The sequence below is a fragment of the Mesorhizobium sp. M0306 genome, assembly GCF_040321655.1.
GTDB lineage: Bacteria > Pseudomonadota > Alphaproteobacteria > Rhizobiales > Rhizobiaceae > Mesorhizobium.
In genome coordinates, this window is sequence record NZ_JAMYRY010000008.1 from 200,397 (window position 1) to 225,726 (window position 25,330).

Annotated in this window: 26 protein-coding genes and 2 tRNA genes; 17 read left to right on the top strand and 11 right to left on the bottom strand. The window is 62.5% G+C overall.

The genetic code is table 11. The features are described 5' to 3' along the window. The first annotated feature begins 3 nt into the window (after window positions 1-3). From NKI95_RS14965 to NKI95_RS14990, 6 genes are all read left to right on the top strand, one after another. Window positions 4-2,112: a molybdopterin-containing oxidoreductase family protein gene (locus NKI95_RS14965; protein WP_352717602.1), complete on the top strand. Its 2,109-nt coding sequence runs from the start codon at window positions 4-6 to the stop codon at window positions 2,110-2,112. Between the two features lie 58 nt (window positions 2,113-2,170). Beyond that, window positions 2,171-2,869, top strand: coding sequence for a DUF2270 domain-containing protein (locus tag NKI95_RS14970; protein WP_502909163.1), 699 nt, complete (start codon window positions 2,171-2,173; stop codon window positions 2,867-2,869). 185 nt (window positions 2,870-3,054) lie between these two features. Beyond that, window positions 3,055-5,277, top strand: coding sequence for a cation:proton antiporter domain-containing protein (locus tag NKI95_RS14975; RefSeq protein ID WP_502909164.1), 2,223 nt, complete (start codon window positions 3,055-3,057; stop codon window positions 5,275-5,277). Between the two features lie 379 nt (window positions 5,278-5,656). Next, entirely contained in the window at window positions 5,657-5,890 is a 234-nt protein-coding gene (locus tag NKI95_RS14980) for a DUF680 domain-containing protein (RefSeq protein WP_352717607.1), read from the top strand. A 47-nt stretch (window positions 5,891-5,937) separates the two neighbouring features. Continuing rightward, the gene (locus NKI95_RS14985; protein ID WP_352717608.1) at window positions 5,938-6,168 is read left to right on the top strand and encodes a hypothetical protein; all 231 of its coding nucleotides are present in this window, start codon (window positions 5,938-5,940) and stop codon (window positions 6,166-6,168) included. Further along, window positions 6,165-6,437 carry a DUF680 domain-containing protein gene (locus tag NKI95_RS14990; RefSeq protein WP_352717609.1) on the top strand — a complete coding sequence of 91 codons (273 nt, stop codon included), beginning with the start codon at window positions 6,165-6,167 and terminating at the stop codon, window positions 6,435-6,437. The genes NKI95_RS14985 and NKI95_RS14990 overlap by 4 nt, the downstream gene beginning before the upstream one ends. A 109-nt stretch (window positions 6,438-6,546) precedes the next feature. On the opposite strand, the gene NKI95_RS14995 is transcribed toward NKI95_RS14990, so the two are convergent. The 5 genes from NKI95_RS14995 to NKI95_RS15015 form a co-directional block, all read right to left on the bottom strand. Further along, window positions 6,547-7,062 (bottom strand): SixA phosphatase family protein, encoded by a 516-nt coding sequence (locus NKI95_RS14995; RefSeq protein WP_352717611.1) that lies wholly within the window; start codon window positions 7,060-7,062, stop codon window positions 6,547-6,549. 9 nt (window positions 7,063-7,071) lie between these two features. Beyond that, on the bottom strand, window positions 7,072-7,404 hold the full coding sequence (locus NKI95_RS15000) for a hypothetical protein (protein WP_352717613.1): 333 nt from the start codon (window positions 7,402-7,404) through the stop codon (window positions 7,072-7,074). Window positions 7,405-7,453: 49 nt separating this feature from the next. Next, complete coding sequence (purN, locus tag NKI95_RS15005) at window positions 7,454-8,161, bottom strand: phosphoribosylglycinamide formyltransferase (protein WP_352717614.1); 708 nt, start codon at window positions 8,159-8,161, stop codon at window positions 7,454-7,456. Continuing rightward, window positions 8,158-9,222: a phosphoribosylformylglycinamidine cyclo-ligase gene (gene purM / locus NKI95_RS15010; RefSeq protein ID WP_352717616.1), complete on the bottom strand. Its 1,065-nt coding sequence runs from the start codon at window positions 9,220-9,222 to the stop codon at window positions 8,158-8,160. Before purM ends, purN begins: the two co-directional genes overlap by 4 nt. 655 nt (window positions 9,223-9,877) lie before the next feature. Continuing rightward, window positions 9,878-10,570: a hypothetical protein gene (locus tag NKI95_RS15015; RefSeq protein WP_352717617.1), complete on the bottom strand. Its 693-nt coding sequence runs from the start codon at window positions 10,568-10,570 to the stop codon at window positions 9,878-9,880. A 139-nt stretch (window positions 10,571-10,709) separates the two neighbouring features. Here NKI95_RS15015 and NKI95_RS15020 point away from each other — a divergent pair, with 139 nt between their 5' ends. Genes NKI95_RS15020 through hdaA form a run of 3 tightly spaced genes read left to right on the top strand, consistent with a single transcriptional unit; the run spans window position 10,710 to window position 13,187 of the window. Beyond that, window positions 10,710-11,267: a CDP-alcohol phosphatidyltransferase family protein gene (locus NKI95_RS15020; RefSeq protein WP_352717678.1), complete on the top strand. Its 558-nt coding sequence runs from the start codon at window positions 10,710-10,712 to the stop codon at window positions 11,265-11,267. Further along, on the top strand, window positions 11,239-12,480 hold the full coding sequence (locus tag NKI95_RS15025; protein WP_352717618.1) for an AI-2E family transporter: 1,242 nt from the start codon (window positions 11,239-11,241) through the stop codon (window positions 12,478-12,480). Before NKI95_RS15020 ends, NKI95_RS15025 begins: the two co-directional genes overlap by 29 nt. A gap of 5 nt (window positions 12,481-12,485) precedes the next feature. Continuing rightward, the gene (hdaA, locus tag NKI95_RS15030; RefSeq protein ID WP_352717680.1) at window positions 12,486-13,187 is read left to right on the top strand and encodes a DnaA regulatory inactivator HdaA; all 702 of its coding nucleotides are present in this window, start codon (window positions 12,486-12,488) and stop codon (window positions 13,185-13,187) included. Window positions 13,188-13,391: 204 nt separating this feature from the next. Here the strand turns inward: hdaA and NKI95_RS15035 are convergent, their stop codons facing one another. Further along, a complete protein-coding gene (locus NKI95_RS15035; RefSeq protein WP_352717619.1) occupies window positions 13,392-14,402 on the bottom strand; it encodes a GlxA family transcriptional regulator in 1,011 nt (336 codons plus the stop codon). A gap of 130 nt (window positions 14,403-14,532) precedes the next feature. On the opposite strand from NKI95_RS15035, the gene NKI95_RS15040 reads away from it, so the two are divergent. Next, a complete protein-coding gene (locus tag NKI95_RS15040; RefSeq protein ID WP_352717620.1) occupies window positions 14,533-15,360 on the top strand; it encodes an alpha/beta fold hydrolase in 828 nt (275 codons plus the stop codon). A 123-nt stretch (window positions 15,361-15,483) separates the two neighbouring features. Here the strand turns inward: NKI95_RS15040 and NKI95_RS15045 are convergent. Further along, a tRNA-Pro gene (locus NKI95_RS15045) sits at window positions 15,484-15,560 on the bottom strand. Window positions 15,561-15,720: 160 nt separating this feature from the next. On the opposite strand from NKI95_RS15045, the gene NKI95_RS15050 reads away from it, so the two are divergent. The 3 genes from NKI95_RS15050 to NKI95_RS15060 all read left to right on the top strand — a co-directional run bounded on the left by NKI95_RS15050 (window position 15,721) and on the right by NKI95_RS15060 (window position 17,434). Then, window positions 15,721-16,026 (top strand): ETC complex I subunit, encoded by a 306-nt coding sequence (locus NKI95_RS15050; protein WP_023677641.1) that lies wholly within the window; start codon window positions 15,721-15,723, stop codon window positions 16,024-16,026. Window positions 16,027-16,076: 50 nt separating this feature from the next. Then, window positions 16,077-16,153, top strand: a tRNA-Arg gene (locus NKI95_RS15055). Between the two features lie 60 nt (window positions 16,154-16,213). Next, window positions 16,214-17,434, top strand: coding sequence for an anion transporter (locus NKI95_RS15060; protein ID WP_352717621.1), 1,221 nt, complete (start codon window positions 16,214-16,216; stop codon window positions 17,432-17,434). A 107-nt stretch (window positions 17,435-17,541) separates the two neighbouring features. Here the strand turns inward: NKI95_RS15060 and NKI95_RS15065 are convergent, their stop codons facing one another. The 4 genes from NKI95_RS15065 to NKI95_RS15080 all read right to left on the bottom strand — a co-directional run bounded on the left by NKI95_RS15065 (window position 17,542) and on the right by NKI95_RS15080 (window position 20,591). Next, entirely contained in the window at window positions 17,542-17,856 is a 315-nt protein-coding gene (locus NKI95_RS15065; RefSeq protein ID WP_352717622.1) for a cupredoxin domain-containing protein, read from the bottom strand. An 11-nt stretch (window positions 17,857-17,867) separates the two neighbouring features. Further along, window positions 17,868-18,392 carry a DUF4142 domain-containing protein gene (locus tag NKI95_RS15070; protein WP_352717624.1) on the bottom strand — a complete coding sequence of 175 codons (525 nt, stop codon included), beginning with the start codon at window positions 18,390-18,392 and terminating at the stop codon, window positions 17,868-17,870. Between the two features lie 104 nt (window positions 18,393-18,496). Then, complete coding sequence (locus tag NKI95_RS15075; RefSeq protein WP_352717625.1) at window positions 18,497-19,168, bottom strand: RNA polymerase sigma factor; 672 nt, start codon at window positions 19,166-19,168, stop codon at window positions 18,497-18,499. A 253-nt stretch (window positions 19,169-19,421) separates the two neighbouring features. Beyond that, window positions 19,422-20,591 carry a cystathionine beta-lyase gene (locus NKI95_RS15080; protein ID WP_352717626.1) on the bottom strand — a complete coding sequence of 390 codons (1,170 nt, stop codon included), beginning with the start codon at window positions 20,589-20,591 and terminating at the stop codon, window positions 19,422-19,424. 428 nt (window positions 20,592-21,019) lie between these two features. Between NKI95_RS15080 and NKI95_RS15085 the strand changes: the two genes are divergently transcribed. The 4 genes from NKI95_RS15085 (at window position 21,020) to NKI95_RS15100 (ending at window position 25,284) form a co-directional block, all read left to right on the top strand. Beyond that, window positions 21,020-22,048 (top strand): amino acid ABC transporter substrate-binding protein, encoded by a 1,029-nt coding sequence (locus NKI95_RS15085; protein ID WP_352717628.1) that lies wholly within the window; start codon window positions 21,020-21,022, stop codon window positions 22,046-22,048. Between the two features lie 66 nt (window positions 22,049-22,114). Then, window positions 22,115-23,302: an amino acid ABC transporter permease gene (locus tag NKI95_RS15090; RefSeq protein ID WP_352717630.1), complete on the top strand. Its 1,188-nt coding sequence runs from the start codon at window positions 22,115-22,117 to the stop codon at window positions 23,300-23,302. 4 nt (window positions 23,303-23,306) lie between these two features. Then, window positions 23,307-24,464, top strand: coding sequence for an amino acid ABC transporter permease (locus tag NKI95_RS15095; protein WP_352717632.1), 1,158 nt, complete (start codon window positions 23,307-23,309; stop codon window positions 24,462-24,464). 70 nt (window positions 24,465-24,534) lie between these two features. Further along, window positions 24,535-25,284, top strand: a complete 750-nt coding sequence (locus NKI95_RS15100; RefSeq protein WP_031194215.1) for an amino acid ABC transporter ATP-binding protein — start codon at window positions 24,535-24,537, stop codon at window positions 25,282-25,284. Window positions 25,285-25,330: the final 46 nt, after the last annotated feature.

Consider the following 25,330-nt stretch of genomic DNA (forward strand, 5'->3'; position numbering starts at 1 on the left):
CCCATGAATCAGCACGCCAAGCTTAAAATCGGCCATTCGGCCTGTCCGCATGATTGCCCGTCAACCTGCGCGCTCGAGGTCGAGTTGCTCGACGCCAGGCGCATTGGCCGCGTCCATGGCGCCAAGGCCAACAGCTATACGGCCGGCGTCATCTGCGCCAAGGTCGCCCGTTACGCCGATCGCATGCATCATCCCGACCGCCTGCTGAAGCCGCTGGTCCGTGCCGGCGCCAAGGGCGAGGGCGTATGGAAGGAAGCGAGCTGGGAGGCCGCACTCGACCTTGTCGCCGAAAAATTCATCGCGGCGGAGGCGAAATACGGCTCGGAGACGGTCTGGCCCTATTACTATGCCGGCACGATGGGTCTGGTGCAGCGCGACGGCATCGAGCGGCTCAGGCACGCCAAAAAATACTCCGGCTTCTTCGGTTCGATCTGCACCAATCTAGCGTGGACCGGCTGGATGATGGGCGCCGGCGCGCTGCGCGGCCCGGACCCGCGGGAGATGGCAAAGTCCGACTGCGTGGTGATCTGGGGCACCAATGCCGTGGTCACGCAGGTCAACGTCATGACCCACGCCATCAAGGCGCGCAAGGAACGTGAGGCCAAGATCGTCGTCATCGACGTTTACGAGAATGCGACGATGAAGCAGGCCGATCTGGGCCTGGTGCTGAGGCCCGGCACCGACGGCGCACTGGCCTGCGCGGTGATGCATGTGCTGTTTCGTGACGGCATGGCGGACCGCGCCTATCTGGAAAAACACACCGACGATCCGCACGGTCTGGAAGCGCATCTTCAGACGAGGACGCCGCAATGGGCCGCTGACATCACCGGGCTTTCGGTGGACGAAATCGAGGCCTTCGCCCGGCTCGTCGGCACGACGAAGAAGACCTACTTCCGCCTCGGCTACGGTTTTTCGCGGCAGCGCAACGGTTCGGTCAACATGCATGCCGCAGCCTCGATCGCGGCGGTCACCGGCTGCTGGCAGTATGAGGGCGGCGGCGCCTTCCATACCAATTCGGGCATCTTCAAACTCAACCAGGAACTGCTCGAAGGCACGCGGATGCGCGACCCCGCGATCCGTCATCTCGATCATTCGCGCATCGGCCCGGTGCTGACCGGGGCTGAGGATGCGCTCTATGGCGGGCCGCCGGTGACGGCGCTGCTGATCCAGAACACCAATCCGGTGAATGTCGCGCCGGAGCAGCGGCTGGTGAAGCAAGGTTTTCTGCGCGACGATCTGTTTTCCTGCGTGCATGAGCAGTTCATGACCGACACCGCCAAGCTCGCCGATGTGGTGCTGCCGGCGACGATGTTTCTCGAGCATGACGACGTCTACAAGGGCGGCGGCAACCAGCACATCACGCTCGGGCCGAAGCTGATTGATCCGCCGGAAGGCCCGCGCACCAATCATTTCGTCATCGAGGAGCTCGGCAAAAGGCTCGGTGTCGCCGATCGCCCGGGCTTCGGCATGACCGAGCAGCAGCATATCGATATCATTCTGGGCAAGCGCGGGCTGGGCAGCTTTTCGAGCCTGAAAGAGCAAAAATGGGTCGATTTGCAGCCGGATTTCGAGGCCGCGCATTTCCTGGACGGCTTCGGCCATGCCGACAAAAAATTCCATTTTCGCGCCGACTGGACGGGCCAGGCGTCGCCCAATCGGCCACCGAAAAGCATGGGCCTGTTCGGGCCGGTGGCGAGCCTGCCGGAATTCCCTGATCATGTCGACCTGATCGAGGTGGCGGACGAAGCGCACCCGTTCCGGCTGACCACCTCGCCGGCGCGCAATTTCCTCAATTCGACCTTTGCCGAAACGCCGGTGTCGCAGGCAAAAGAGCGCCGGCCGGAGCTGCTCTTGCATCCCGATGATGCGGCGGCACTCGGCGTCGCCGACGGCGGCCGTGTCGAAGTCGGCAACCAGCGTGGCGAGGTGGTGCTGCACGTAAGATTGTTCGACGGCATCAGGCGCGGCGTGGTCGTCGCCGAAGGCATCTGGCCGAACAGCGCCCATGAGCGCGGCGAGGGCATCAACGTGCTGACCGGCGCCGATGCGCCGGCGCCCTATGGCGGCGCCGCCTTCCACGACAACAAGGTCTGGCTGCGCCCGGCAACTTGAAGCGTTCGGAACGATATGTTCCTCCGGCCGTTTTCGCATGGCGGGTGGAGGCATGGTCATGGCAGAAGCGTTGGCGGCGCCGGACCCCATCGGGCGAACGCTTTCGTCCGGCGAACTCGTAACCACGATGTCCCACTTTCATCGCGCCGAGATTGCGCGCATGGCTGGGTGGCGCGACCGCCTGGACCGGACGAGCAACTGGGCGATAACGGTTGTCGCGGCGATGCTGTCCGTCTCGCTTTCGACAGCCAGCGCTCACCATGGCGTGCTGCTGTTTGCCATGCTGCTTGTTCTGCTGCTGCTGTGGATAGAGGCGCGGCGATACCGCTTCTTCGACTTCTATCGGGCTCGCGTGCGCCAGTTCGAACGGCACTATTTCGCGCAGGTATTCTCGCCGCAGCCGGATTTCGCGTCCGATTGGCTGTTGATCGTCGGCGAGAGCCTGCGCGCACCAAAATTCCTGATTTCGCAACGCGCGGCTTTGGCGCGCCGCCTGCGTCGCAATTACATCTACATGCTGCTGATCCTGCTGCTGGCCTGGATCCTCAAACTGTCGACCCCCAGCCTCTTAAACGAAGGCGTCCGCATCGGTTTCGTTGGGTCGATGCGTGAGGCCGTCACCAGTGCTGCGCTGGGTCCAATTCCGGGCGCCGCCATCGTCGTGCTGGTCGCCGTCCTCTATGCGGGCCTATTGGCGGCAGCCTTCCTGACGGAGAGCGACGACGGCGAGCTCTCCTTCGGTGACGTCCACGTCTAGCAACGCCCTGTCTGGCAACGCAACGCGCTGTCGCGCGTTGTTGGACACGTGCATTGGGCGATGGGGGTTTCATGGCTTGGCAGGCTCCGACACGTTCCAGCCTGGCGCTGCTGGTTTGCGCGTTCGTCCCCGCAGGCGCGGCCTGGGCGGCGGAGACGCTTGTTGCCGGGTCCAAGGCCTCCGGCATGGGCGGTTCGGGCGAGGGCGCTTTCGTCGCCGAGATCGTGCTTCTGCTGCTTGTCGGGCGCGGCCTGGGCGAAGTGCTGCAGCGCTATGGCCAGCCAGCAATCATGGGCCAACTGATCGGCGGCATCCTGCTTGGTCCTTCGCTGTTCGGCTGGCTGTGGCCGTCGGCCCAGCACGTGATCTTTCCCAGCGATCCCGCGCAAAGGGGCATGATCGACGCGGTCTCGCAGCTCGGCATCCTGATGCTGCTTTTGCTGACCGGCATGGAGACGGACCTGCGGCTTGTGCGCCGGGTTGGCGCGGCCTGTTTTTCCATTTCGGCGACCGGCGTCGTGGTGCCCTTCATCTGCGGTTTCGCGCTGGCGCAGTTCCTGCCGGACGCATTGCTGGCTGACCCCACGCAACGCACCGTCGCCGGGCTGTTCCTGGGCACCGCGCTGTCGATCTCGTCGGTCAAGGTCGTCGCCATGGTGGTGCGCGAAATGAACTTCATGCGCCGCAACCTCGGACAGGTGATTATTTCCTCGGCGATCATCGAGGACACGATCGGCTGGCTGGTCATCGCCGTAACCTTCGGTATCGCCACCAACGGCAGGCTGCAGTTCGCACCGCTGGTGACCACCATCGCCGCGGTGGCACTGTTCATGGTGTTCTCCTTCACCATTGGCCGCCGTCTTGTCTTCACCCTGATCCGCTGGACCAACGATCAATTCCGCAGCGAGTTTGCGGTGATCACCATGATCATCATCATCATGGGCGTGATGGCGCTGATCACCAACATGATAGGCGTCCATACGGTGCTGGGGGCGTTCGTCGCTGGCATCCTTGTCGGTGAATCACCCATCCTCTCCAGCCATATCGAAGGCCAGCTGCGCGGCGTCATCACCGCGCTGCTCATGCCGATCTTCTTCGGCATGGCGGGGCTTTCCGCCGATCTCACCGTGCTCGCCGATCCGACGCTTGCCATGCTGACGGGCGCACTCTTGGTCATCGCCAGCATCGGCAAGTTTGGCGGCGCGTTCATCGGCGCCAAGCTCGCCGCCATGTCGTTCAAGGAAGCAATCGCCGTCGGCAGTGCAATGAACGCGCGCGGCTCGACCGAGGTGATTGTCGCCAGCATCGGCCTGTCGATGAACATCCTGTCGCACAATCTCTTCACCATGATCGTCACCATGGCCGTGATCACCACGCTGGCCATGCCGCCGATGCTGCGCTGTGCGCTCGGCCGGCTGCCGGTTGGGCATGACGAGCAGCAGCGTGTCGAGCGCGAGGCGTTGGACGAACACGGCTTCATTTCCAGGTTGGAGCGGCTGCTGGTGCTGGTCGATGACAGCAGGATCGGGAAGTTCACTGCCTATCTCGCCGGACTGGTCGGCGGAGGCAGCGGCATGCCCACCACCTTGCTTCGCCTGCCCACCACCTTGCTTCAGCCGAAAGACGGCCGAATTGACAGGCCAACCGACAGCAAGGGACAGGAGCGCGCCCTGCAGGAAATCAAGAAGGGTGCAAAAAAAAGCGCCCAGGCGGTGAAACGGATCGAAGATACGCTTGTCGACAAAGTCCACCTGACGGCCCGCACCGAATTGGAAGCCACGGGTGAGACGATCGCCGAAGAGGCCCGCAAGGGATACGGCCTGTTGCTGGTCGGCCTTGACAATGTGCTGACCGCCAATGGCGCCTTCGCGCCGGCCCTCAACGACATTGCCGGGGGATTTGACGGCCCGCTTTGCCTGGTCCTGAACGGCGGCAATGCTGCCGAAAAGATGCCTACGCTGAAGGCCGGCACCAGCATTCTTGTCCCCGTCAACGGTACCCAGGTGGCGCGTCGCGCCGCCGACTTGGCGCTGGCCTTGGCCCGTCCAAACCGGGCGCGGATCAAGGTTCTCTACGTCTCGCAAAGGGCAGCCAAGGGTCGCAGGTCGACATCGGTGTCGCATAGCCGCGAAGAGGCCGTTCTGAAAGACATCGCTGATCTGGCGGGCCGCTACGGCCTGCATATCGACACAGCGTTCCATACCCGCGTCACACCCGACAAGGCCATCACCCGGGAGGCGGCCAAAGGAGCGGCGATCGTCGTGATGGGCGTCACGCAACGTCCGGGTGAGGACCTGTTCTTCGGCGAAACCGCCGGCGCTGTTTTAGCCGCCTGCAACTGCCCCGTCGTGCTTCTGGCCAGCGCGCGGCCCAAGCATGACGCCGCTGGCGCTGAGCTGGCGGCGTGATTTTCATGGCGCGCACTGATCCGTCGGCAGGCATGTCGATCGAGGCTCTGAAGCGCTGATCCAGCCAAACGCAAAATAGCTCGAACCGAACGGTTCGGTTCTGTTGACAGAGCGTACAGAAACGGGTGAACGCCGGCTCACAGAATGTTCGGGCCGCAAATCACCAATGACCGCATAACCAATTGAAAAGAAAGAAGAGCATTGTGGCGAAAGGAGCCGCATGTCGAATTTCAAGCGGCCAATATGGCGCACCCGTACAAAATTTTCGTGATTGGAAACGACAGGCTTGCCAACCCACCTCGGGGTGGTCCGAGCGACGCGAATGCTCCCAAGGCACGCCACTTGACGGACAGAACAAAGAACTACCGGAGTACCTGAAATGACCAAGATCGCTCTTACCGCCGCCGCCATCCTTGTTGCCACCGGCACTGCTTTTGCCGGCAGCGACCACTATGGCTCGGACAACGTCAACCAGCCGGCCGCTGCTGCTGCCAACGTCGACAACACGTTTACCGGCTCGATCCGCAAGCCGGTTACTTCCGAGCATGCCGGTGTCAAGACGACTTCCGAGTCGGTGGCGCCTGAATCCGGCCAAGGCATCTGGGGCCGCTGATTATCACAGCCCTGGAACACAAGAGCGGCGGGCTCGGCTCGCTACTCTTGCTTTTGCGTATCAGCCGGGACGAGCGCCGGATAGATCCTGCGCCGATCGAATACTTTAATTTGCAGGTTTCATCTGTAGCCATGATCTCGGTTACTGAAATCGTCCAGCAACATGCACGTCGGAAGAAGCCGATGCGTATTCGTCGGCGCGGGCAGCGCTCTCATCTCGAATGCGTCGAAAGCAACGACAACTCACGAATGACCAGTACACTGGAGTACCTGAAATGACCAAGATTGCTCTTACCGTCGCCACCATCGTCCTCATCGCCACGGGCAACGCCTTTGCCGGCAGCGATCACTATGGTTCGGACGGCGTCAACCAGCCGGCCGCGGCTGTTGGCAACGCGCCTGTCGGCACTATCGACAGCGGGTTTACTGGTTCCATCCGCAAGCCGCTGACGGCTGAGCACAACGCCGTCGACACCGAGGCGACCACCCGGTTCGGCACGGATCAACCCGTAGTGCCCCAATCTGGCCGGGGCAACTGGGGCCGCTAGTTCCTTCAAACCCGGAGCACAAAGAGCGGCGGGCCTGGCCCGCCGCTCTTGTTTGTGCGAAGCCGGGTTGGCCGAAAGGTCGGCGATCCTCCGGCCTGCCAGGCAATCCCTAGCGAAGATCCTTCGGCCAAATGCAGTGCGTCAGCCGGGCGCTGCCGAAGGTGAGACCGGCCCAATCGCCATCGACGTCGAACCGAGCCAGGGCCGCGGTCGGGAATTTTTCCGCCAGTTTCTTCAGCGCCGCTTCATCTGATCCAGCCCCGGCAAGACCGCGCGCGAACTCCTCCAACCCGGGATTGTGGCCAAGCACCAGCAGCGTTCCGGTCCCCGCCTTTACTTGCCGCACCTTGGCGAGGATGTCCGCCGCTGCTGCCTCGTAGAGCGCCTGGGCAAATTTGGCCTGCACCTTCGCCGGCAATTCCGCCGAGAGCAGCCGCCACGTGTCGCGGGTGCGCAGCGCCGGCGACACCAGTGCCAGCTCCGGCAGCCAGCCGCGCCGGGCCAGTTCGCGTCCGACCAGCGGCGCTGCCTTCAGCCCGCGCCCGGACAGCGGCCGGTCGAAGTCGATGAGATCGGGATCGTCCCAACTCGACTTGGCGTGACGCAGGAGCAGCAGTTGCTTCATGGATTCAATTCAAGTCCAAGGGATGTCCGGCTGAAAGTCTTTCCCATATCCGCCGCCATGTTTTGTGCTCATGGCGGTATCAAAACTCGCCCAAAGCGCACCAAAGATAAACAGGCCTACGCGCCGTTCATCTTTATCCCATCTGACCGAAATGTCTGCTTCAGTAATGGCCCAATCGCCCGATCGAACGTGAATTGCCCCGACGACGGGACCTACTCGCCCGTCCTCGATCCGACAGAGATAAAAATATGCCGTGGCACTTTTCGGATCGTCCCCTTGATCGTACTCGAAGACGCCGGCCAGATCACGCTTTGTCCGGATCGCGCTGTCGAAAACGTCCATTGGTCTATTTCTGCCGACCCGACGATTTATTGGCTTTTTCTACGGACCCTTACGGCGTTATCCGCGCCAGGTGCTCGAGATCGGTCTCTTCGCGCAGTGGGTCGGGCGCGATCACCACCGACGTGGCGTTGTCGGCATCGTCGGCGAAGCGCGAAAACACCGTGCGGCCGCCTTCCATCCGCGCCTTGCCTTCGGCGACCAGGCCCAGCGCCAGCGGATAGAGTTGGTGCTCGGCCTTGAGCACGCGCGCGGCCAGCGTATCCTCATTGTCGCCGACCATTACCGGCACGGCGGCCTGGGCGATGATCGGCCCGTCATCCATGTCGAGCGTGACGAAATGCACCGTGCAGCCATGGATGCGCATGCCCGCGCGGATGGCTCGCGCGTGCGTATCCAGCCCCTTGAAGGCGGGCAGCAGGGCAGGGTGGATATTGACCATGCGGCCCTGCCATTTCTCGACGAAACGCGCACCGAGGATGCGCATATAGCCGGCCAGCGCGACGATTTCGGCGCCGAAAGAGACAACGGCCGCGTCGATCGCCCCGTCATGCGCTTCCTTGCTAGCGTGGTCGGAGCGCGAAATCACCCTGGTGGCGATGCCGCGCGCCGCGGCGATGCCGAGGCCGGCGGCATTGGCGCGGTCGGAGATGACGCCGACGATCTCGGCCGGATAGGCCGGGTTGCTCGCCGCCGCGATCAGCGCCGTCATGTTGGAGCCGCGCCCCGAAATAAGCACTACGGTGCGTTTTCTGGTCATAGGCCGATCGAGCCCCGATAGATGACGCCGGCATCGCGGCGCGGCACGATCTGGCCGATCGGCGTCACCGTCTCGCCGGCCTCCTGCAGAACTGCAGCGACCTGCGCCGCCTGGCCCGAGGCGACGACCAGGATCATGCCGATGCCGCAATTGAAGGTGCGCATCATCTCTTCCGGCGCGACGCCGCCGGTCTTGGCCAGCCACGAAAACACCGGTGGCACCTCGATGGCCCCGAGATCGAGCTCGGCCGAAAAATCCTTGGGCAGAACGCGCGGGATGTTTTCGGGAAAGCCGCCGCCGGTGATATGGGCCAGCGCCTTGATGCCATGCGTGTTGCGGATCGCCTTGAGGATCGACTTGACGTAGATGCGCGTCGGCTCGAGCAGCGCCTCGGCCAGCGTCGCCTCGTCATTGAACGGCGCCGGATCGCCCCAGCCAAGGCCGCTTACCGCGACGATGCGGCGGACCAGCGAAAAGCCGTTCGAATGCAGGCCCGACGAGGCAAGGCCGAGCAGCACATCGCCCTCGACGATGTCGTCGGTCGGCAGCAACTGGCCGCGTTCGGCGGCGCCGACGGCAAAGCCGGCAAGGTCGTAGTCCTTGTCGTGATACATGCCCGGCATTTCCGCCGTCTCGCCGCCGATCAGCGCGCAACCGGCCTGCCGGCAGCCGGCGGCAATGCCGCCCACGATCGAAGCACCCTGGTCGGGATCGAGCTTGCCGGTGGCGAAATAGTCGAGAAAGAACAGCGGCTCGGCGCCTTGTACGACGATGTCGTTGACGCACATGGCGACGAGATCGATGCCGATCGTGTCGTGCTTGCCGGCATCGATGGCGATCTTCAGCTTGGTGCCGACGCCGTCATTGGCGGCGACCAGCACGGGATCGGTAAAGCCGGCTGCCTTGAGATCGAACACGCCGCCGAAGCCGCCGATTTCGCCATCGGCGCCCGGCCGGCGGGTGGCGCGCACCAGCGGCTTGATCTTCTCGACCATGAGATTGCCGGCATCGATGTCGACGCCCGCTTCGGCATAGGTGAGCCCGTTCTTGCGCTTGCTCATTTCCGGCGCCTGCTCATCTGTTGCGCTTGCCTGTCGCTGGTTTCATTCGCTTGCGGGCTCTTCGCATGAACGGTTTTGCCCCGCAAGGCAAGCGCGCGATGATGGTGTTTTCAGTTGGATACCGGCGGAACCGGGCGCGATATACTCCAACAGTAAAAAGAAATCCCTGCCAGAATTGAGGCGAGGCCACCGACGGTGGCAAGAGACCTGATCTCACCGTCGAAGGGCAGGGTCCCATACGAGAAGCCGGCGGCGATCAAAGCCGCCGCGGCAGTCCACAGACCTGGATTTGCCGCGACTGACCTTGAGAAAACGAACGCGACGACAGCGGCGGTCAGCCAGAGGGGCCAAGAGACGACCACGCCTATGGCCAGCTCAAGAGCGAAGGCCCACAGAAGATCTTGCGTCGCTATATTGCGGTGCGGGGCTCCGAAAGATGCGAAAGCCAGCAGACTTTCTGTCAGTCCGGCCAGATAGCAAAGCGTGACTCGCCAAGCGATTGTGATTCTCTGCGCCATCGTCGTTCGGCAGTGGGGAAAATAAGCTATTGCTTTCCCGGGCTCTTCGCATGAACGGCCGCACCTCGCAAGGATGACGGCGGGATCAGACGGTCTTGGCTCGACAAAAGAGTGGACAGTCGCCCAAGCTGCCGCCTTTACGGACGCCCCTCTCGTTCCGCCAGAACCATGTCGACGCGGTCGAGTTGTGCCTTGGCGTAGCCGTTCAGCGCTATTCCGCTATTGTTCGTTCGAATCCAGTGCACAGCCTGCTTCACCCGCTCGTAGTGCCCAAGTTCGATTTCGCAGGCAATCAGCGCGAGGATCCGAACTGCGAAGGGCTGTGTGAATTCGTAAGGTTTGTCGAGCAACTCGCTATGTCCGGCGACGTAACTGGCGAGGTCCGGGTTCTGAGCCCTGATCCGTCGCGCCAGCTCGACATATTTCCCCAGCAACCTATCTATGCTCGTCTGGTCAAGGTGCTCGAAGTAACGAGCATAAGCTTTCAGCTCATTGTTAAATATCGTTTCAGGATGAAACTGCGACAGTCCGGGCCAGATCCATTTTTTGCCGTACAGCCTTTCAAGCAACGGCCTGACGGTAAGAAAGTCCAGGTAAACGAGCATGTTCACATGAACATCGCCATAGCTTGCAGTAAAGGCCTCTTCGAGAATCAGGCTGATATCGTCGCTCCGGTCGACTTCGAAGACGCCTTTCCGGATGCGGCGAAAGCCATGTCCCGTCATGAACGTATCGAGATACTTACGCGCTTCGCCAACGGCCAAAGACAACGTTTCACTCCCTCTTTGTTGCGCCATGGTGCCTTGATGGTTGCCGAAGAGTCCAGCCACTGCGCCGCTTGTTCCAAAACAGCTTCGCTGCCAGTGCGCTCTCGACAAACCCGTGCACGGCCCAACTTTTGCCGCTTCTCACTTGCCGTAACCCTCCATCTCCATCATGTATCGACAAACAAGAGCGACGGATATGCGTTTGACCATCCCCAACATGATCACGATCATGCGCTTCGTGCTGGTGCCGGCCGTGGTGCTGGCCATGCTGCAGGAACGCTGGGACTGGGCGTTTGCCGGCTTCCTCATTGCCGGCATTTCCGACGGGGTCGACGGCTTCATCGCCCGCCATTTCAATCAGTTTTCCAGGCTCGGCGCCTATCTCGATCCGATGGCCGACAAGCTGCTGCTGGTCTCGGTTTTCGTGGTCCTGGGCTTCAGCGGCGAACTGCCGCTGTGGCTGGTCGTTACCATGGTGTCGCGCGACGCACTGATCGTCTGCGCCGTGCTTTTATCCACCGTAATGGCACATCCGGTCGAGATGAAGCCGCTCCTGGTGTCGAAGGCAAACACCGCGATCCAGATCGTGCTGGCGGCAGTGGTGTTGGGCGAACTCGCCTTCGACATCCGTCTCGATCCGCTGAGGCCGGCCCTCATATTGCTGTCCGGGCTCTTGACCGTGGCTTCGGCCGCGGCCTATCTCGTGGCTTGGCTGAGGCATATGAGCGGCTATGGCGAAGGCTCCACACCCGGCACCTGAACACGGGGCACCTGAACACGGGGCACCTGACCACCGGGCACCTGACGAACGGTCCATCGACGCCGAGGCCGAAGCCGCGGCAGCGGAGGCTGCGGCATCGGCGTCGTTTCGCCGCCAGATCCGCTTCTGGCTGGTCAGCGCCATCATCCTCGCCGTCTTCCTCTATGTCTTCAGCGGCATCCTTCTACCCTTCGTCGCTGGCATGGTGCTCGCCTATTTCCTCGATCCCGTCGCCGACCGGCTGGAGCGTCTCGGCCTGTCCAGGCTGATGGCGACGGTGGTCATCCTCATCGCCTTCATCGTCGTCCTGGTGCTGGCCGTCGTCATCCTGGTTCCGGTGCTCGCCTCGCAGATGGCTGATTTCGCCAGTAAGCTGCCGGACTATCTGACTCGGCTGCAAGGCCTGATCACCAGCTTCGACCCGAAATGGCTGGAAGAGAAATTTGGCGTCGACGCCAACGGCCTGCGCGAAGGCTTGAACTCGCTGCTGACCTCCGGCTTCGGCCTCCTGACCACTGTCTTCACCTCGATCTGGAGCTCCGGCGTGGCGCTGGTCTCGGTCATCAGCCTGTTCGTGGTGACGCCGGTCGTCGCCTTCTACATGCTGCTCGACTGGGACCGCATGGTGACAATCGTCGACAGCTGGGTGCCGCGCGACTATGTCAAGACCGTCAGGACGATCGCCAGGGACATCAACACGGCGACCGCCGGCTTCGTGCGCGGCCAGGGCACGCTGTGCCTGGTGCTCGGCGCCATGTATGCCACCGGCCTGACGCTGACTGGACTGAATTTCGGCATCCTCATCGGCCTGTTCGCCGGGCTGATCTCGTTCATCCCGTATGTCGGCTCGCTGACCGGCCTGGTACTGGCCGTCGGCGTCGCCTTCGTCCAGTTCTGGCCGGACTGGACAATGGTCGCGGCGGTGGCCGGCGTGTTCTTCGTCGGCCAGTTCATCGAGGGCAACATCCTGCAGCCCAGGCTGGTCGGCAAAAGCGTCGGCCTGCATCCGGTATGGCTGATGTTTGCGCTGTTTGCCTTCGGCGCGCTGTTCGGCTTCGTCGGCCTGCTGATCGCCGTGCCGGCTTCCGCCGCCGTTGCCGTTCTGGTGCGTTTCGCCATCGCGCGCTATCTCGAATCGCCGCTCTACAAGGGCCATGCCGACGAGCCGGTGCCGCCGCTGCAGGTGCGCCGCCGTGGGGGCGCGCGCGGTTGAGCCAGATGCCGGACAAGATCGATCCGCCGCGTCAATTGCCGCTCGATCTAGGTCACGGCACCGGCTATTCGCGCGACGAGCTCGTCGTCTCCAGCACCAACAGCCAGGCGGCGGCGCTTGTCGACCGCTGGCCGGACTGGCCCTCGCCGGTCGTCGTGCTGGCCGGGCCGGCCGGCTCGGGAAAAACCCATCTGGCCTCGATCTGGCGGACCCGCGCCGAAGCCGTGAAAGTGGAGGCGGGCCGCATCGGCGACTGCATCGAAAACCTCGGCGCGCGCCCGGCCCTGATCGACGACGTCGATGCCGGCCCGGTCGACGAGCACGGCCTCTTCCACCTGATCAACGCGGTGCGCGGCGCCGGCTCGAGCTTGCTGTTGACGGCGCGGCGCTTCCCGTCCGCCTGGGGCGTCGGGCTGCCCGACCTGGCGTCGCGGCTCAAGGCGGCGGCGACCGTCGAGATCCACGAACCCGACGATCTTCTGCTGGCCGGCGTCATCACAAAGCTGTTCGCCGACCGCCAGGTCGAGGTCGAGCCGCATGTCGTGCAATATCTGGTGCGCCGCATCGAGCGCTCGCTGGCCACTGCCATGCGCGTGGTCGAACGGCTCGACCGCACCGCGCTCGAGCGCAAGACGCCGATCACGCGGGCGCTCGCCGCCGAGACCGTCAGCGCCATGGACGAAGGGCAGGGCGAGTTCGAAATTTGACGATTCCAGTTCCGCCACTGTCCCATTTCGGGAACAAAAGCTGGCATCTGTCTTGCAGTAAAGAGCTTGCCGGCTAATCCCGGTCCTGATTGCGTATCAAATCAGGTAGTAGGCTCGCCGGGAGATGGGTGGTTGGGGTTCTCGCCCGGCGAGCTTGCCTTTGGCAGCATCGAATCGATAGCGCAATTGCGCGGCGGCTAGGCCTCAGCTTTCGTTTCCGGCAATCGCGGCTCGTTCCACGCCAAAGCGCTTGCGATAATCGCCGGGCACCAGCCCGGTTATCCTGGCGAATACTTTGCGGAAGGAGCCGGGATCGTCATAGCCGACCTCCCAGGCGATCTGGTCGATCGACAGTATCGTGGTTTCCAGCATCTCGCGCGCCTTGCCGACGCGCAGGTGCTGACAATATTCGGTCGGCCTGAGGCCGGTAGCCTTGCGGAAGCGCCGCAGGAAAGTCCGCTCCTCCAGCCCGGCATGCTCGGCCATGGCGCCGAGCGTCACATCGCGCGCGCCGTTCGCCTGAAGCCAATGCTGCACCTTGAGGATCGCTTCGTCGTCATGGGTCAGCCGCGGCGCAAACGGGCTGTAAAAACGTTGCTCGCGGCCCGGCGGGTCGACCAGCATGAAACGCGCCGTGTCCATCATGACGGCTGACCCGAGCACCCTGTCCACCAGCTTCAGGCCGAGGTCGGTCCAGGCCATGTAGCCGCCCGCGGTGATGATGTCGCCATCGTCGATGACCAGCCTGTCGGCGTCGAGCAGGATGTCTGGAAAGCGTAGCGCCAGCGCGTCGCGATAGGCCCAGTGCGTTGTCGCCGCGCGACCGGACAACAGGCCGGTCTCGGCAAGCACGAAGGCGCCGGCACAGACCGAACCGAGCGTCGCGCCTGCCGTGTGGCGGTCCCTGAGCCAGCCGGCATAGGGCGCGGCCGCCTCGCGAGAGATCGGCTGCAGCAGGGTCGGCGGCAGGATGACCATGGCCGGTCCATTGCCCCGAGTTGGACCGCTGTCCCCGGGCTCGCTGTCGAAAACGCGGATGACGGCGCTCTCCTGCAGCCGCCAATGGCTGACGCGAAGCCTCGCCGCCTCCGGCGACCGCTCGACAGCCAGCCGGTTTGCCAGCATGAAAAGATCGGTCAGGCCGAGCACGGCTGCTTCCTGCACGCCGGGATACAAGACAAGGCCGATTTCGACCAGATCACGCGCAGCCGTCATTTGTCAGTTTTGCCACGTTGAATGTCCGTTTTGCCAATGCTCACCCTGACCCCACTGTTATAATTTGTCCAGCTGAAGGGGGCTAAAAGCTTCCCTGTTACCTCCCAACTTTCCATCAAGGAGTAGGACGATGAGCACATTCACCACCCATGACGGCACCGAGATTTTCTACAAGGATTGGGGCAAGGGCCAGCCGATCGTGTTCCATCACGGCTGGCCGCTGAGCTCAGACGACTGGGACAACCAGATGCTGTTCTTCCTCGAAAAGGGCTACCGCGTCATCGCCCATGACCGCCGCGGGCACGGCCGCTCGTCGCAGACCGCGACCGGCAACGAGATGGACACCTACGCCGCCGACGTCGCGGCGCTGGCCGCGCATCTCGATCTCAGGGATGCGATCCACATCGGCCATTCGACCGGTGGCGGCGAGGTGGCGCGTTACGTCGCGCTTTATGGCGGCGGAGGCCGTGTTGCCAAGGCGGTGCTGATCGGCGCCGTGCCGCCGATCATGGTCAAGACCGACAGCAACCCCGGCGGCTTGCCGATCGAAGTCTTCGACGGGTTTCGCGCGGCTCTGGCCGCTAACCGCGCCCAGTTCTACAGGGATGTGCCGGCCGGCCCGTTCTATGGCTTCAACCGCGACGGCGCCAAGGTCTCGCAAGGCGCCGTCGACAATTGGTGGCGCCAGGGCATGATGGGTGGGGCCAAGGCCCACTATGACTGCATCAAGGCTTTTTCCGAGACCGACTTCACCGATGACCTCAAGAAGATCGACGTGCCCGTCCTGATCATGCACGGCGACGACGACCAGATCGTGCCGATCGCCGATTCCGCGCTGCTTGCGGCCAAGCTGGTGAAGCACGGCACGCTCAAGGTCTACAAGGGCCTTCCGCACGGCATGTGCACCACCCACCCGGAGATCATCAATCCGGATGTGCTGGCCTTCATCCAGGGCTGACGGCTTACATGTCGGACGGGCAGCGCGGGCTCGTGCTATCCGTCCGTCACTTAAGCATGACCGGCGACGGAGACACACTCGAGCGCGATCCGCTTGCGCAGCCGACGAGATTCGCCTGATGAATGGTCGGAGTGGAGAGATTCGAACTCCCGACCCTCTGGTCCCAAACCAGATGCGCTACCAGGCTGCGCTACACTCCGAACGGTCTGTTGCCTAGTGATTTCAGCCCGCCAAAGCAAGCGTAAAAAGCCATCGGCCTTGCTGCCGGCGGCATTGCGCAGTAATGACGGGCTAGTGCATGGCCAGAGAACAGTAATCTGGTCTCGGGGTCGTGTGCTTGCAACAAGCAATGAGGTGGTCATGTCAGCCCGCATTTTCAGCCCAGCCAAAACCGCGATGCAGTCCGGCAAGGCCAAGACCGGCTATTGGGTGCTGGAATTCGATCCTGAGCAGCGCAAGAAGATCGATCCGCTGATGGGCTACACCACGTCCGGCGACATGCGAAGCCAGATCAGGCTGACCTTCGACACAAGAGAAGAGGCGGTCGCCTATGCCGAGAAGGAAGGGCTGGCTTTCCGCGTCGAGGAGCCGAAGGAAATCAAGCGCCGCCAGATTTCCTATGCGGAGAATTTCCGCTATGACCGCAGGACGCCCTGGACGCATTGATCCCATACCGGCCCTGCCGGCACAATCCGCCGGTCATGCGGTCGGCCAGCGGTCCCGTAGCTCAGCTGGATAGAGCACCGGCCTTCTAAGCCGATGGTCACAGGTTCGAATCCTGTCGGGATCGCCAATATTTCAGCGTCCATTCCGGACAGGTTCACTCGCCAGTCGCGAACAGGATTTCCGAAATATGACAGCGATCGGCGCGGCGGCATTGCTGATCCTGGTCCTGACCTATGCCGGCGTCGCCGTCGGCAGGATACCCGGGCTGCGCCTCGACCGGGCAGGCATCGCGCTGCTCGGCGGTGCGGCGATGATCGCCATCGGCGCGCTCGACATGGAAGACGCCTACCGCGCCATCAGCTTCGACACCATCACGCTTCTGCTCGGCATGATGATCGTCGTGGCGCACCTGAAAGTGTCCGGCGCCTTTCGCGCGCTCGGCGGGTTCGCCATCGAGCATGCGCATGCGCCGTTCATGCTGCTGGTGATGGTGACGCTGTTGACCGGCGTCCTGTCGGCATTCCTCGTCAACGATGCCATCTGCCTGGTCATGGCGCCGATCGTCGTCCATGTCACCCGCGTCATCAACCGCAACCCGGTTCCCTACCTGATCGCCACGGCGACCGCATCCAATTGCGGCAGTGTCGCCACCATCACCGGCAATCCGCAGAACATGGTCATCGGCGCTCTGTCGGGGATTTCCTATCCGGCCTTCTCGGCGGCGCTTGCGCCGGTCGCGGCGTTCGGCCTCGTCGCCGTCATCGTCATCATCCGCATCGTCTACCGCGCCGAATTTTCGCGCAAGGCCGAGCTCAGCCCCGAAGTCTATCGCGGTCGCATGCTGCCGGGGCAGGTGCTGAAGGCGGTAGTCGTCTGTATCGGTTTGGCGGTCGCCTTCTTTGCCGGCGTTCCCGTAGCCAAGGCGGCGCTGATTGGCGGCGCGATTCTGTTGCTGACCCGCGCCATCAAGCCTGAGCGCATCTATCGCGAGATCGATGGGCCGCTGCTGTTCATGTTCGCCGGGCTTTTCATCGTCGTCGCCGGGGCGGAGAAGACGCTGCTTACGCCCGACATCGTCGCTTCAGCAAAAGACCTTGGGCTGAATGATGTCTGGCGGCTGTCCGGCTTCACCGCAGTGCTGTCCAACATCATGAGCAACGTTCCGGCCGTGCTGGCGCTGAAGCCATTCGTGCCCGGACTGGAAGATCCCGAGCGGGCCTGGCTGGTCGTCGCCATGAGCTCGACGCTGGCCGGCAATTTCACGCTGCTCGGCTCGGTCGCCAATCTGATCGTTGCCGAGCACGCGCGGGTCTGCGGCAAACCACTGGGCTTCATCGCCTTCTTCAAGGTCGGCCTGCCATTGACGCTGGTCACGCTTCTTGTAGGGACGGCATGGCTGGCGGCCTAAAAGCGCGTCGCATTCGACCCGCCTCATGCGACGCGCTTTAGGCTCTTGTTTATGCATGTCGTTATCGCAAAACCGCTGCACACTTTTGCGCGACATGCATTAGCCAGTCAGGGCGATGTCACCGTGAGATGGCCTTTCATGTTGGGATGGAAGCGGCAGAAATAATCGACGGATTCAGCCTTCTTCACCGTCAGGCTTGCTGCGTTCTTCGGCGGGATCATCACTTCCCAGCCGCCGTTGACGGTTGCCGTGTGGGCGAACACGTCCTTGTTCACCCACCTGATTGTGTCGCCGACCTTCGCCTCGATCTTTGCCGGTGAAAACACAAGCTTGTCGATCGTCACCTCGATGGTTTCGGCCTTGGCCGGCGCGGCGCCGATGGTCAGCGCCAGCGCGACCCACAGATGCCGCCTCGACACCATTGGCCCTATCCTCACTTCAGCATGCCGGCGACGTGTTCGGCGTGCTGTTCGTGGCCCTGGAATATTTTCAGGCCGGTTTCCAGTAGGCTCTTCAGCTCGGCATTGCTGGCCGACGGAATCAGCAGTGTTTCGAGCGCGCCATTGACCTGCTTGTGGTAAGCCACTTCGCTGGCGACATAGGCCTTGTCGAACGCCGCGCCCTTGAGCTTGGCAAGCTTGGCACGTTCCTCGGCCGCCGCCTTGGTCAGCGCCTTGCTGGTCGGATTGTCCTCAGGCGTGACCTTGAGCTTCTTGACCAGGTCGAGAGCCTGTTTGTTGACCGCCTCGTGATCTCGCACCATGTCCTTGGCGAAATCCACGACCTCCTTGTTTTTCGATTTCTTCAGCGCCTGCTTGGCCGCCTCGACGTCAAGCACGCCCGCAGTGTAGGCGATATGTGCGATCTGCGGATCGGTCGGCTTGTCGGCAGCTTGCGACAAGGGCGCTGCGCTAAGCAGGAAAACTGCGGCCAGTGCCGCGGTCGATCGAATAAACATGATGCTCTCCTTCGCCCCGATGCGGAACTGCATCGGGCTTCGTTTTCAGTGACGCTCATTGGATGCAGGTCGCCGGCAAACGTTCCCGCGAAAATCGGCGCGACCTATCCGGAAAGACCAAGCCGCTGCATCACGGCATTGGTCAGCCGTTCGCAGCGCCGGCCCGCGAACGGAAAGGCATCGAGCAGCACCGGGCCGATTTGGTCGTCCAGCGCCTTGCGCACCAGCGCACGGGCGCGGTGCAGCCGGGTCTTGATGGTTTCTGGTCGGACGCAAAGTAGTTCAGCGGTCTCCTCGATGCTCAATCCCTCGATGACGCTCGCCACGAACACCATCCGGTAGACATCGGGAAGACTATCGGTTGCCCGTTCGACAAGCTCAAGAATCTGCCGTTGCGCCATCGTCCGCTCCGGATCGTCGCTCGGGTTGAGGGGAAACCGGATGATTTCGGCTTGCGGGTTTTCAGGCATCGCTACCATTCGCCGCCTTTTGCGCAAGCGGCCGAGCGCTTCGTTGATGACGATACGCGACAGCCACGTGGCGAGCGAGGCATCGCCGCGAAAGGCCTCGAGATGGGCAAAGGCGCTGACATAGGCCTCCTGGACGATGTCTTCGGCCTCGCTGTCGTTACGCACCACGCCGCGGGCGATGCGGTAGAGCCTTTGGTTGTGCGTCTTGATGATGGTGCGGAAAGCATCGCCATCGCGTGCCAGCGCGCGGCCGACAAGCTGCATGTCACCGGAAGCGGCGGGCGTTGCCGTCAACGCAGCAGGCATGGCCGATCTCCTGATAGGCTTCTCATCGCGACATTGGATGCATCGGCCGGCAAAAGGTTGCCGACGAATCTGCCGGCCAGCCTCGATCCGTATCAAGCGCTGGCAGAGGCTATTCTACCGCCTCCACCACAGCGGCGTCTCTATTTTGTAGACGCAATATCATCGGCTGGTCGGTCGCCATGACATCGCTCAGGATCGCAATTTTGCCAGGCTGTTACGCCGATTTCCTGGCTCAGCCTGGAAAGGTGCTGGCTCAGGCCTCTGCGGCAGCCGCCAGCCCGCGCGCCAGGTCGGCCTTCAAATCCTCGACATCCTCGAGCCCGATCTGCAGGCGCACCAGCGGCCCGTCATACGGGCCCTTGGCGACGGTACGGTCGCCCAGGAATACCGGCACGGCAAGGCTCTCATAGCCGCCCCACGAATAGCCGAGGCCGAAAAACGTCAACGCGTCGAGGAAGGCGTGCTGCTGCTTCTGTCCGCCGCCTGCAAGAACGATAGAGAAGATGCCGCTCGATCCGCAAAAATCGCGCTTCCACAAAGCGTGGTCGGGATGGCCGGGCAGCCCCGGATGCAGCACCTGCGCCACGCCCGGCTGGCTCTCCAGCCAGCCGGCGAGAGCAAGCGCGCTCTTTTGATGGCGCTCCAGCCGCACGCCCATCGTGCGCAGGCCGCGCAGCACCTGATAGACGTCGTCCGGTCCGGCGCAGCAGCCCATCGTGTTGAAGGTCTCGCAAAGCTGATTCCAGCAGACTGCATTGGCCGAGACCGTGCCGAGCAGCACGTCGGAATGGCCGGCAGGGTATTTCGTCGCCGCATGGATCGAGATGTCGACGCCGTGATCGAGCGGGCGGAAGTAGAGCGGCGTCGCCCAGGTGTTGTCCATCATGACGATGGCGCCGGCGGCATGTGCTGCCTTGGCGATGGCCGGTATGTCCTGCACCTCGAAAGTGTTGGAAGCCGGCGATTCGGTGAACACCACCCTGGTGTTGGGCTTGATCAGCGCTGCGATGCCGGCGCCGATGCGCGGTTCGTAATACTCGACCTCGATGCCCAGCCGCTTCAGCATCGTGTCGGCGAAGTTGCGGGTCGGATGATAGACGGAATCGACGATCAACAGATGATCGCCCGCCGATAGGAAGGCGAGCAGCGGCAGCATCACCGCCGCCAGGCCCGACGGCACCGCGACCGTGCCTGCCGAACCTTCCAGCGCATCGATCGCGCTGTTCAGCGCATCGGTGGTCGGCGTGCCGCGCGTTCCGTAGGTGTATTTCTGGCTGCGTGAAGCCATCGCCGTCGCGTTAGGATAAAGCACGGTCGAGGCATGCACCACCGGCGGATTGACGAAGCCGAAATAGTCATGCGGGTTGTTGCCGGAATGGGCGAGCCGCGTGTTGATGCCCATCTCGCTGCCGTCTTTTGCCATTGCTTTTCGTCCCATGGGTAGGTCGTTAGCCATAGTGCGGCGGCATTGGCCGCGCAACCGCACCGCACTCGCCAGGCCAAGGTCTTGAATATGCCAATTCAGCAGTGCGCCGTAGATCCTCTGGGCGGCTGCCAGGTGTGCTTGGCAAGTCACGGTCGGACTTTGCCGGCTTTATTGGCGCGCTGACCAATTTGCGAGCGCGTTTGTCTGCAATTTCAGGCATTTCGGGCGGTTGGTTTTCAAAGTCTTTCGGATTTGGTCATTTCCCTTGACCTCACAGGAATAATCGCCTTCGATGTTGTTCGTGAATGGGAGGCAGCGCGTCGGTTACGATGCGGGATTCCGGTAACGGGCCGGAATACATAGCTGCGTTCACACGGGAAAAAGGTCAGGTTCGCCTGGAAAAAACAGAAAAGGGTCTGTGGGTCATGAAACACATTGCAATCGGCGTTTTGGGCGCCGCCGCGTTTGGATTCGCGGCTTCGGCGGCTTCGGCGGCCGCGCTCGACGATGTCAAGGCGAAGGGCTTCATCCAATGCGGCGTCTCGACCGGTCTGGCCGGCTTCTCGGCGCCGGACGACAAGGGTGAGTGGCAAGGCCTCGACGCGGACTTCTGTCGCGCTGTGGCGGCCGCCGTGTTCGGCGATGGCACCAAGGTGAAGTTTACGCCGCTCAGCGCCAAGGAGCGGTTTACCGCTCTGCAGTCGGGCGAGATCGACATCCTGTCGCGCAACACCACCTGGACCATCAATCGCGACACCGCACTCGGCCTGAACTTCATCGGCACGACTTATTATGACGGCCAGGGCTTCATGATCAACGCCAAGAAGCTTCCAGGCGTGAACTCGGCGCTGCAGCTTTCGGGCGCGGCGGTCTGCGTGCAGAGCGGCACCACGACCGAGCTCAACCTTGCCGACTATTTCAAGTCGAACAAGATGGAGTACAACCCGGTTGTCTTCGAAAAGCTGGAAGAGGTCAACGCCGCCTATGACGCCGGCCGCTGCGACGTCTACACCACCGACCAGTCGGGCCTCTATGGCATCCGCCTGACGCTGGGTGCGCCGGCCGACCATGTCGTGTTGCCCGAGATCATCTCCAAGGAGCCGCTTGGGCCGGCCGTGCGTCAGGGCGACGACCAATGGTACCACATCGTCAAGTGGACCTATTTCGCGCTGCTCGACGCCGAGGAACTGGGCATCACCAAGGCCAATGTCGACGAGATGAAGAACTCGGATAGTCCCGAGATCAAGCGCGTGCTCGGCCAGGAAGCCGACACCAAGATCGGCACCGATCTCGGCGTCTCCAACGACTGGGTCGTCAACATCGTCAAGGCCGTAGGCAATTACGGCGAGATGTTCGAGCGCAATGTCGGCTCGGGCAGCCCGCTGAAGATCGCGCGCGGCATCAACGCGCTGTGGACCAAGGGCGGCCTGCAATACGCTCCGCCGATCCGCTGATCGAAAAAAATGGATCCGGAAGGCAGATCGTCTGCCTTCCGGTCTCTCTTTCCAGGGGACTGTCGAATGGCATCGCAGGAAGTTCTTCGCGAGGAGCCAAGCCGCGGTTCCCTCATCAATGATCCTCGTGTCCGCGGTATATTCTTTCAAGCGCTGGTCCTCGTCCTGCTTGTGGTGGGAGTCTGGTGGGTTACCCACAACGTCATCGTCAATCTGACGCGCTTGCACATCGCCTCCGGCTTCGGCTTTCTCAAGGGCCGCGCCGGTTTCGACATCAGCGAAAGCGCCATCGCTTATTCGTCGGATTCGACTTATTTCCGAGCCATCCTGGTTGGCTTTATCAACACCGTGATCGTTGCCGTCGTCGGCATCATCACCGCCACCGTCATCGGTTTCATCGTCGGGATCGGCCGACTGTCGCGCAACTGGCTGATCAGGAAGATCTGCACTGTCTATGTCGAGGTCTTCCGCAACATCCCGCCGCTGCTGGTCATCTTCTTCTGGTATTCCGGCGTGCTCGCTGTGCTGCCGCCGCCGCGCGAGAGCATCAATTTGCCGTTCGGCTCCTTTCTCAACCAGCGCGGCTTCTATTTTCCGCGCGCTGTCTGGGGCGAGGGCTCCTGGCTGATCCTGGTCGCCCTACTCCTCGGCATTGCCATGGCCTGGTTCGTCGCCCGCAAGGCGCGGCAGCGGCAGATGGCGACGGGTCAGCCATTCCCGGTGCTCTGGACATCCATAGCCTTGATCGTCGGCCTGCCGCTGCTGGCCTACGCGCTGAGCGGCTTTCCGCTGAGCTTCGAATTCCCGAAGCAATCGACCTTCAACCTGGTCGGTGGCTTTCAGGTCAGGCCGGAGTTCCTGTCGCTCTATCTGGCGTTGTCCTGCTATACGGCCGCCTTCATCGCCGAGATCGTGCGCGCCGGCATCAGGGGCGTCAGCACGGGCCAGACCGAGGCGGCCGCGGCACTCGGGCTGCGCTCGGGAGCGATCCTCAGGCTTGTCGTCGTGCCGCAGGCGATGCGCATCGTCATTCCGCCGCTGACCAGCCAGTATCTGAACCTGACCAAGAACTCTTCGCTCGCCATCGCCATTGGCTATCCGGACCTGACGGCGACTGCCGGCACTGTCTTGAACCAGACCGGGCAGGCGGTCGAAGGCGTGGTGATCATGATGGCTGTCTATCTCGCGCTCAGCCTGATCACGTCGGCGATCATGAACGTCGTCAATGCCAGGATGGCGCTGGTGGAGAGGTAGGGCCATGCAGGAACACGACATGTCCTGGGTGCGGACGGAGATGACGCTGGCGCAGCCGGCGCCGTCGAGCGAGCGTGGCCTCACCGCCTGGATCCGCAAGAACCTGATTGCCACCACGGGCGACACCATCTTGACCATCGTCGGCATCGCGCTGGTCGCTATGATCCTGCCGCAAATCATCAATTGGGCCTTCATCAACGCCCAGTGGACCGGACCGGACCGCTCGGTCTGCGCCACCGTGGCGCAAGGCGGCATCCAGCCGGATGGCTGGACCGGTGCTTGCTGGGCATTCGTCAACGCCAAGTTCGGCCAGTTCATGTTCGGCACCTATCCTATCGAGGAACGTTGGCGGCCGATCGTGGTGGCCATTCTGTTCGTGGCACTGCTGGTGCCTTTGCTCATACCGCGCGTACCGCGCAAAGGGCTGAACGCCATTCTTCTCTTCCTAGCGCTGCCGGTCGTCGCCTTCGTTCTGCTGGTCGGTGGCATGTTCGGCCTGCCGCATGTCGAGACGTCGCGTTGGGGCGGGCTGCTGGTGACGCTCAGCCTGTCCTTCGTCGGCATTGCCGTGTCGCTGCCGATCGGTATCGTGCTGGCGCTCGGCCGGCGCTCGAACATGCCGATCGTCAAGCTGCTGTGCGTGATCTTCATCGAGACGGTACGCGGCATCCCGCTGATTACGGTGCTGTTCTTTGCCAGCGTGATGCTGCCGCTGTTCCTGCCGGCCGGCGTCAGCTTCGACAAGTTCCTGCGCGCGCTGATCGGCGTGTCGCTGTTTGCCGCCGCCTACATGGCCGAAGTGGTGCGCGGCGGCCTGCAGGCGATCCCCAAAGGCCAGTATGAGGGCGCCGATTCGCTCGGCCTCAGCTACTGGCAGAAGATGGGTCTGGTCGTCATGCCGCAGGCGCTGAAGCTGGTCATTCCCGGCATCGTCAACACCTTCATCGGCATGTTCAAGGACACCAGCCTGGTCATCGTCATCTCGATGTTCGACCTCCTCGGCATCGTCAAGCAGAACTTCTCCGACGCCAATTGGGCGACGCCGCAGACGGCCAGATCCGGCCTGGTGTTCGCGGCCTTCATCTTCTGGCTGTTCTGCTTCGGCATGTCGCGCTATTCAATGTACACGGAACGCCGTCTCGACACCGGCCACAAACGCTAAAAAAGGGGACCTTGTCATGGCCATAGAAAACGCCGTCAGCGCGGAAGAGATCAAGGTCAATGCCGCTAAGATGCACATTTCCACCACCGATGTCGCCATCGACATCATTGCCATGCACAAATGGTACGGCGAATTCCATGTGCTGAAGGACATCAATCTAAAGGTGATGCGCGGCGAGCGGATCGTCATCTGCGGCCCGTCAGGCTCCGGCAAATCGACGATGATCCGCTGCATCAACCGGCTGGAAGAACACCAGAAGGGCAAGATCATAGTCGACGGCAAGGAACTGACCAACGATCTGAAGAAGATCGACGAGGTGCGCCGCGAGGTCGGCATGGTGTTCCAGCACTTCAACCTGTTCCCGCACCTGACCATCCTGGAAAATTGCACGCTGGCGCCGATCTGGGTGCGTAAGATGCCGAGGAAGCAGGCCGAGGAAATCGCCATGCATTTTCTCACGCGTGTCAAGATCCCGGAACAGGCCAACAAATATCCTGGTCAGCTTTCCGGCGGCCAGCAACAGCGCGTGGCGATCGCCCGCTCGCTGTGCATGAACCCGCGCATCATGCTGTTCGACGAGCCGACCTCGGCTCTCGATCCGGAAATGATCAAGGAAGTGCTGGAGACGATGGTCGGGCTGGCCGAGGAGGGCATGACCATGCTCTGCGTCACCCACGAAATGGGCTTTGCGCGCAAGGTCGCCAACCGGGTGATCTTCATGGACCAGGGTCAGATCGTCGAGCAGAACACGCCGGCCGAGTTCTTCGACCACCCGCGCCATGAGCGCACGAAACTGTTCCTGTCGCAGATCCTGCACTGATCTGTACGCCGGTTCGGACAAGAGCGGCGGACCGGGCTCTCTGTCT

Bases quoted from the DNA above. Each gene is read 5' to 3' on its own strand.
- hdaA (WP_352717680.1), top strand. From the start codon at position 12,486: ATGCCGGACAAGATCGATCCGCCGCGTCAATTGCCGCTCGATCTAGGT.
- NKI95_RS15075 (WP_352717625.1), bottom strand. From the start codon at position 19,168: ATGCCTGCTGCGTTGACGGCAACGCCCGCCGCTTCCGGTGACATGCAG.
- NKI95_RS14970 (WP_502909163.1), top strand. From the start codon at position 2,171: ATGGCAGAAGCGTTGGCGGCGCCGGACCCCATCGGGCGAACGCTTTCG.
- NKI95_RS15000 (WP_352717613.1), bottom strand. From the start codon at position 7,404: ATGGACGTTTTCGACAGCGCGATCCGGACAAAGCGTGATCTGGCCGGC.
- NKI95_RS15065 (WP_352717622.1), bottom strand. From the start codon at position 17,856: ATGGTGTCGAGGCGGCATCTGTGGGTCGCGCTGGCGCTGACCATCGGC.
- NKI95_RS14980 (WP_352717607.1), top strand. From the start codon at position 5,657: ATGACCAAGATCGCTCTTACCGCCGCCGCCATCCTTGTTGCCACCGGC.
- NKI95_RS15070 (WP_352717624.1), bottom strand. From the start codon at position 18,392: ATGTTTATTCGATCGACCGCGGCACTGGCCGCAGTTTTCCTGCTTAGC.
- NKI95_RS15050 (WP_023677641.1), top strand. From the start codon at position 15,721: ATGTCAGCCCGCATTTTCAGCCCAGCCAAAACCGCGATGCAGTCCGGC.
- NKI95_RS15095 (WP_352717632.1), top strand. From the start codon at position 23,307: ATGCAGGAACACGACATGTCCTGGGTGCGGACGGAGATGACGCTGGCG.
- purM (WP_352717616.1), bottom strand. From the start codon at position 9,222: ATGAGCAAGCGCAAGAACGGGCTCACCTATGCCGAAGCGGGCGTCGAC.
- NKI95_RS15040 (WP_352717620.1), top strand. From the start codon at position 14,533: ATGAGCACATTCACCACCCATGACGGCACCGAGATTTTCTACAAGGAT.
- NKI95_RS15085 (WP_352717628.1), top strand. From the start codon at position 21,020: ATGAAACACATTGCAATCGGCGTTTTGGGCGCCGCCGCGTTTGGATTC.
- NKI95_RS14995 (WP_352717611.1), bottom strand. From the start codon at position 7,062: ATGAAGCAACTGCTGCTCCTGCGTCACGCCAAGTCGAGTTGGGACGAT.
- NKI95_RS14990 (WP_352717609.1), top strand. From the start codon at position 6,165: ATGACCAAGATTGCTCTTACCGTCGCCACCATCGTCCTCATCGCCACG.
- purN (WP_352717614.1), bottom strand. From the start codon at position 8,161: ATGACCAGAAAACGCACCGTAGTGCTTATTTCGGGGCGCGGCTCCAAC.
- NKI95_RS15090 (WP_352717630.1), top strand. From the start codon at position 22,115: ATGGCATCGCAGGAAGTTCTTCGCGAGGAGCCAAGCCGCGGTTCCCTC.
- NKI95_RS14965 (WP_352717602.1), top strand. From the start codon at position 4: ATGAATCAGCACGCCAAGCTTAAAATCGGCCATTCGGCCTGTCCGCAT.
- NKI95_RS15060 (WP_352717621.1), top strand. From the start codon at position 16,214: ATGACAGCGATCGGCGCGGCGGCATTGCTGATCCTGGTCCTGACCTAT.
- NKI95_RS14975 (WP_502909164.1), top strand. From the start codon at position 3,055: ATGGGCGGTTCGGGCGAGGGCGCTTTCGTCGCCGAGATCGTGCTTCTG.
- NKI95_RS15035 (WP_352717619.1), bottom strand. From the start codon at position 14,402: ATGACGGCTGCGCGTGATCTGGTCGAAATCGGCCTTGTCTTGTATCCC.
- NKI95_RS15100 (WP_031194215.1), top strand. From the start codon at position 24,535: ATGCACATTTCCACCACCGATGTCGCCATCGACATCATTGCCATGCAC.
- NKI95_RS15025 (WP_352717618.1), top strand. From the start codon at position 11,239: ATGGCGAAGGCTCCACACCCGGCACCTGAACACGGGGCACCTGAACAC.
- NKI95_RS15080 (WP_352717626.1), bottom strand. From the start codon at position 20,591: ATGGCAAAAGACGGCAGCGAGATGGGCATCAACACGCGGCTCGCCCAT.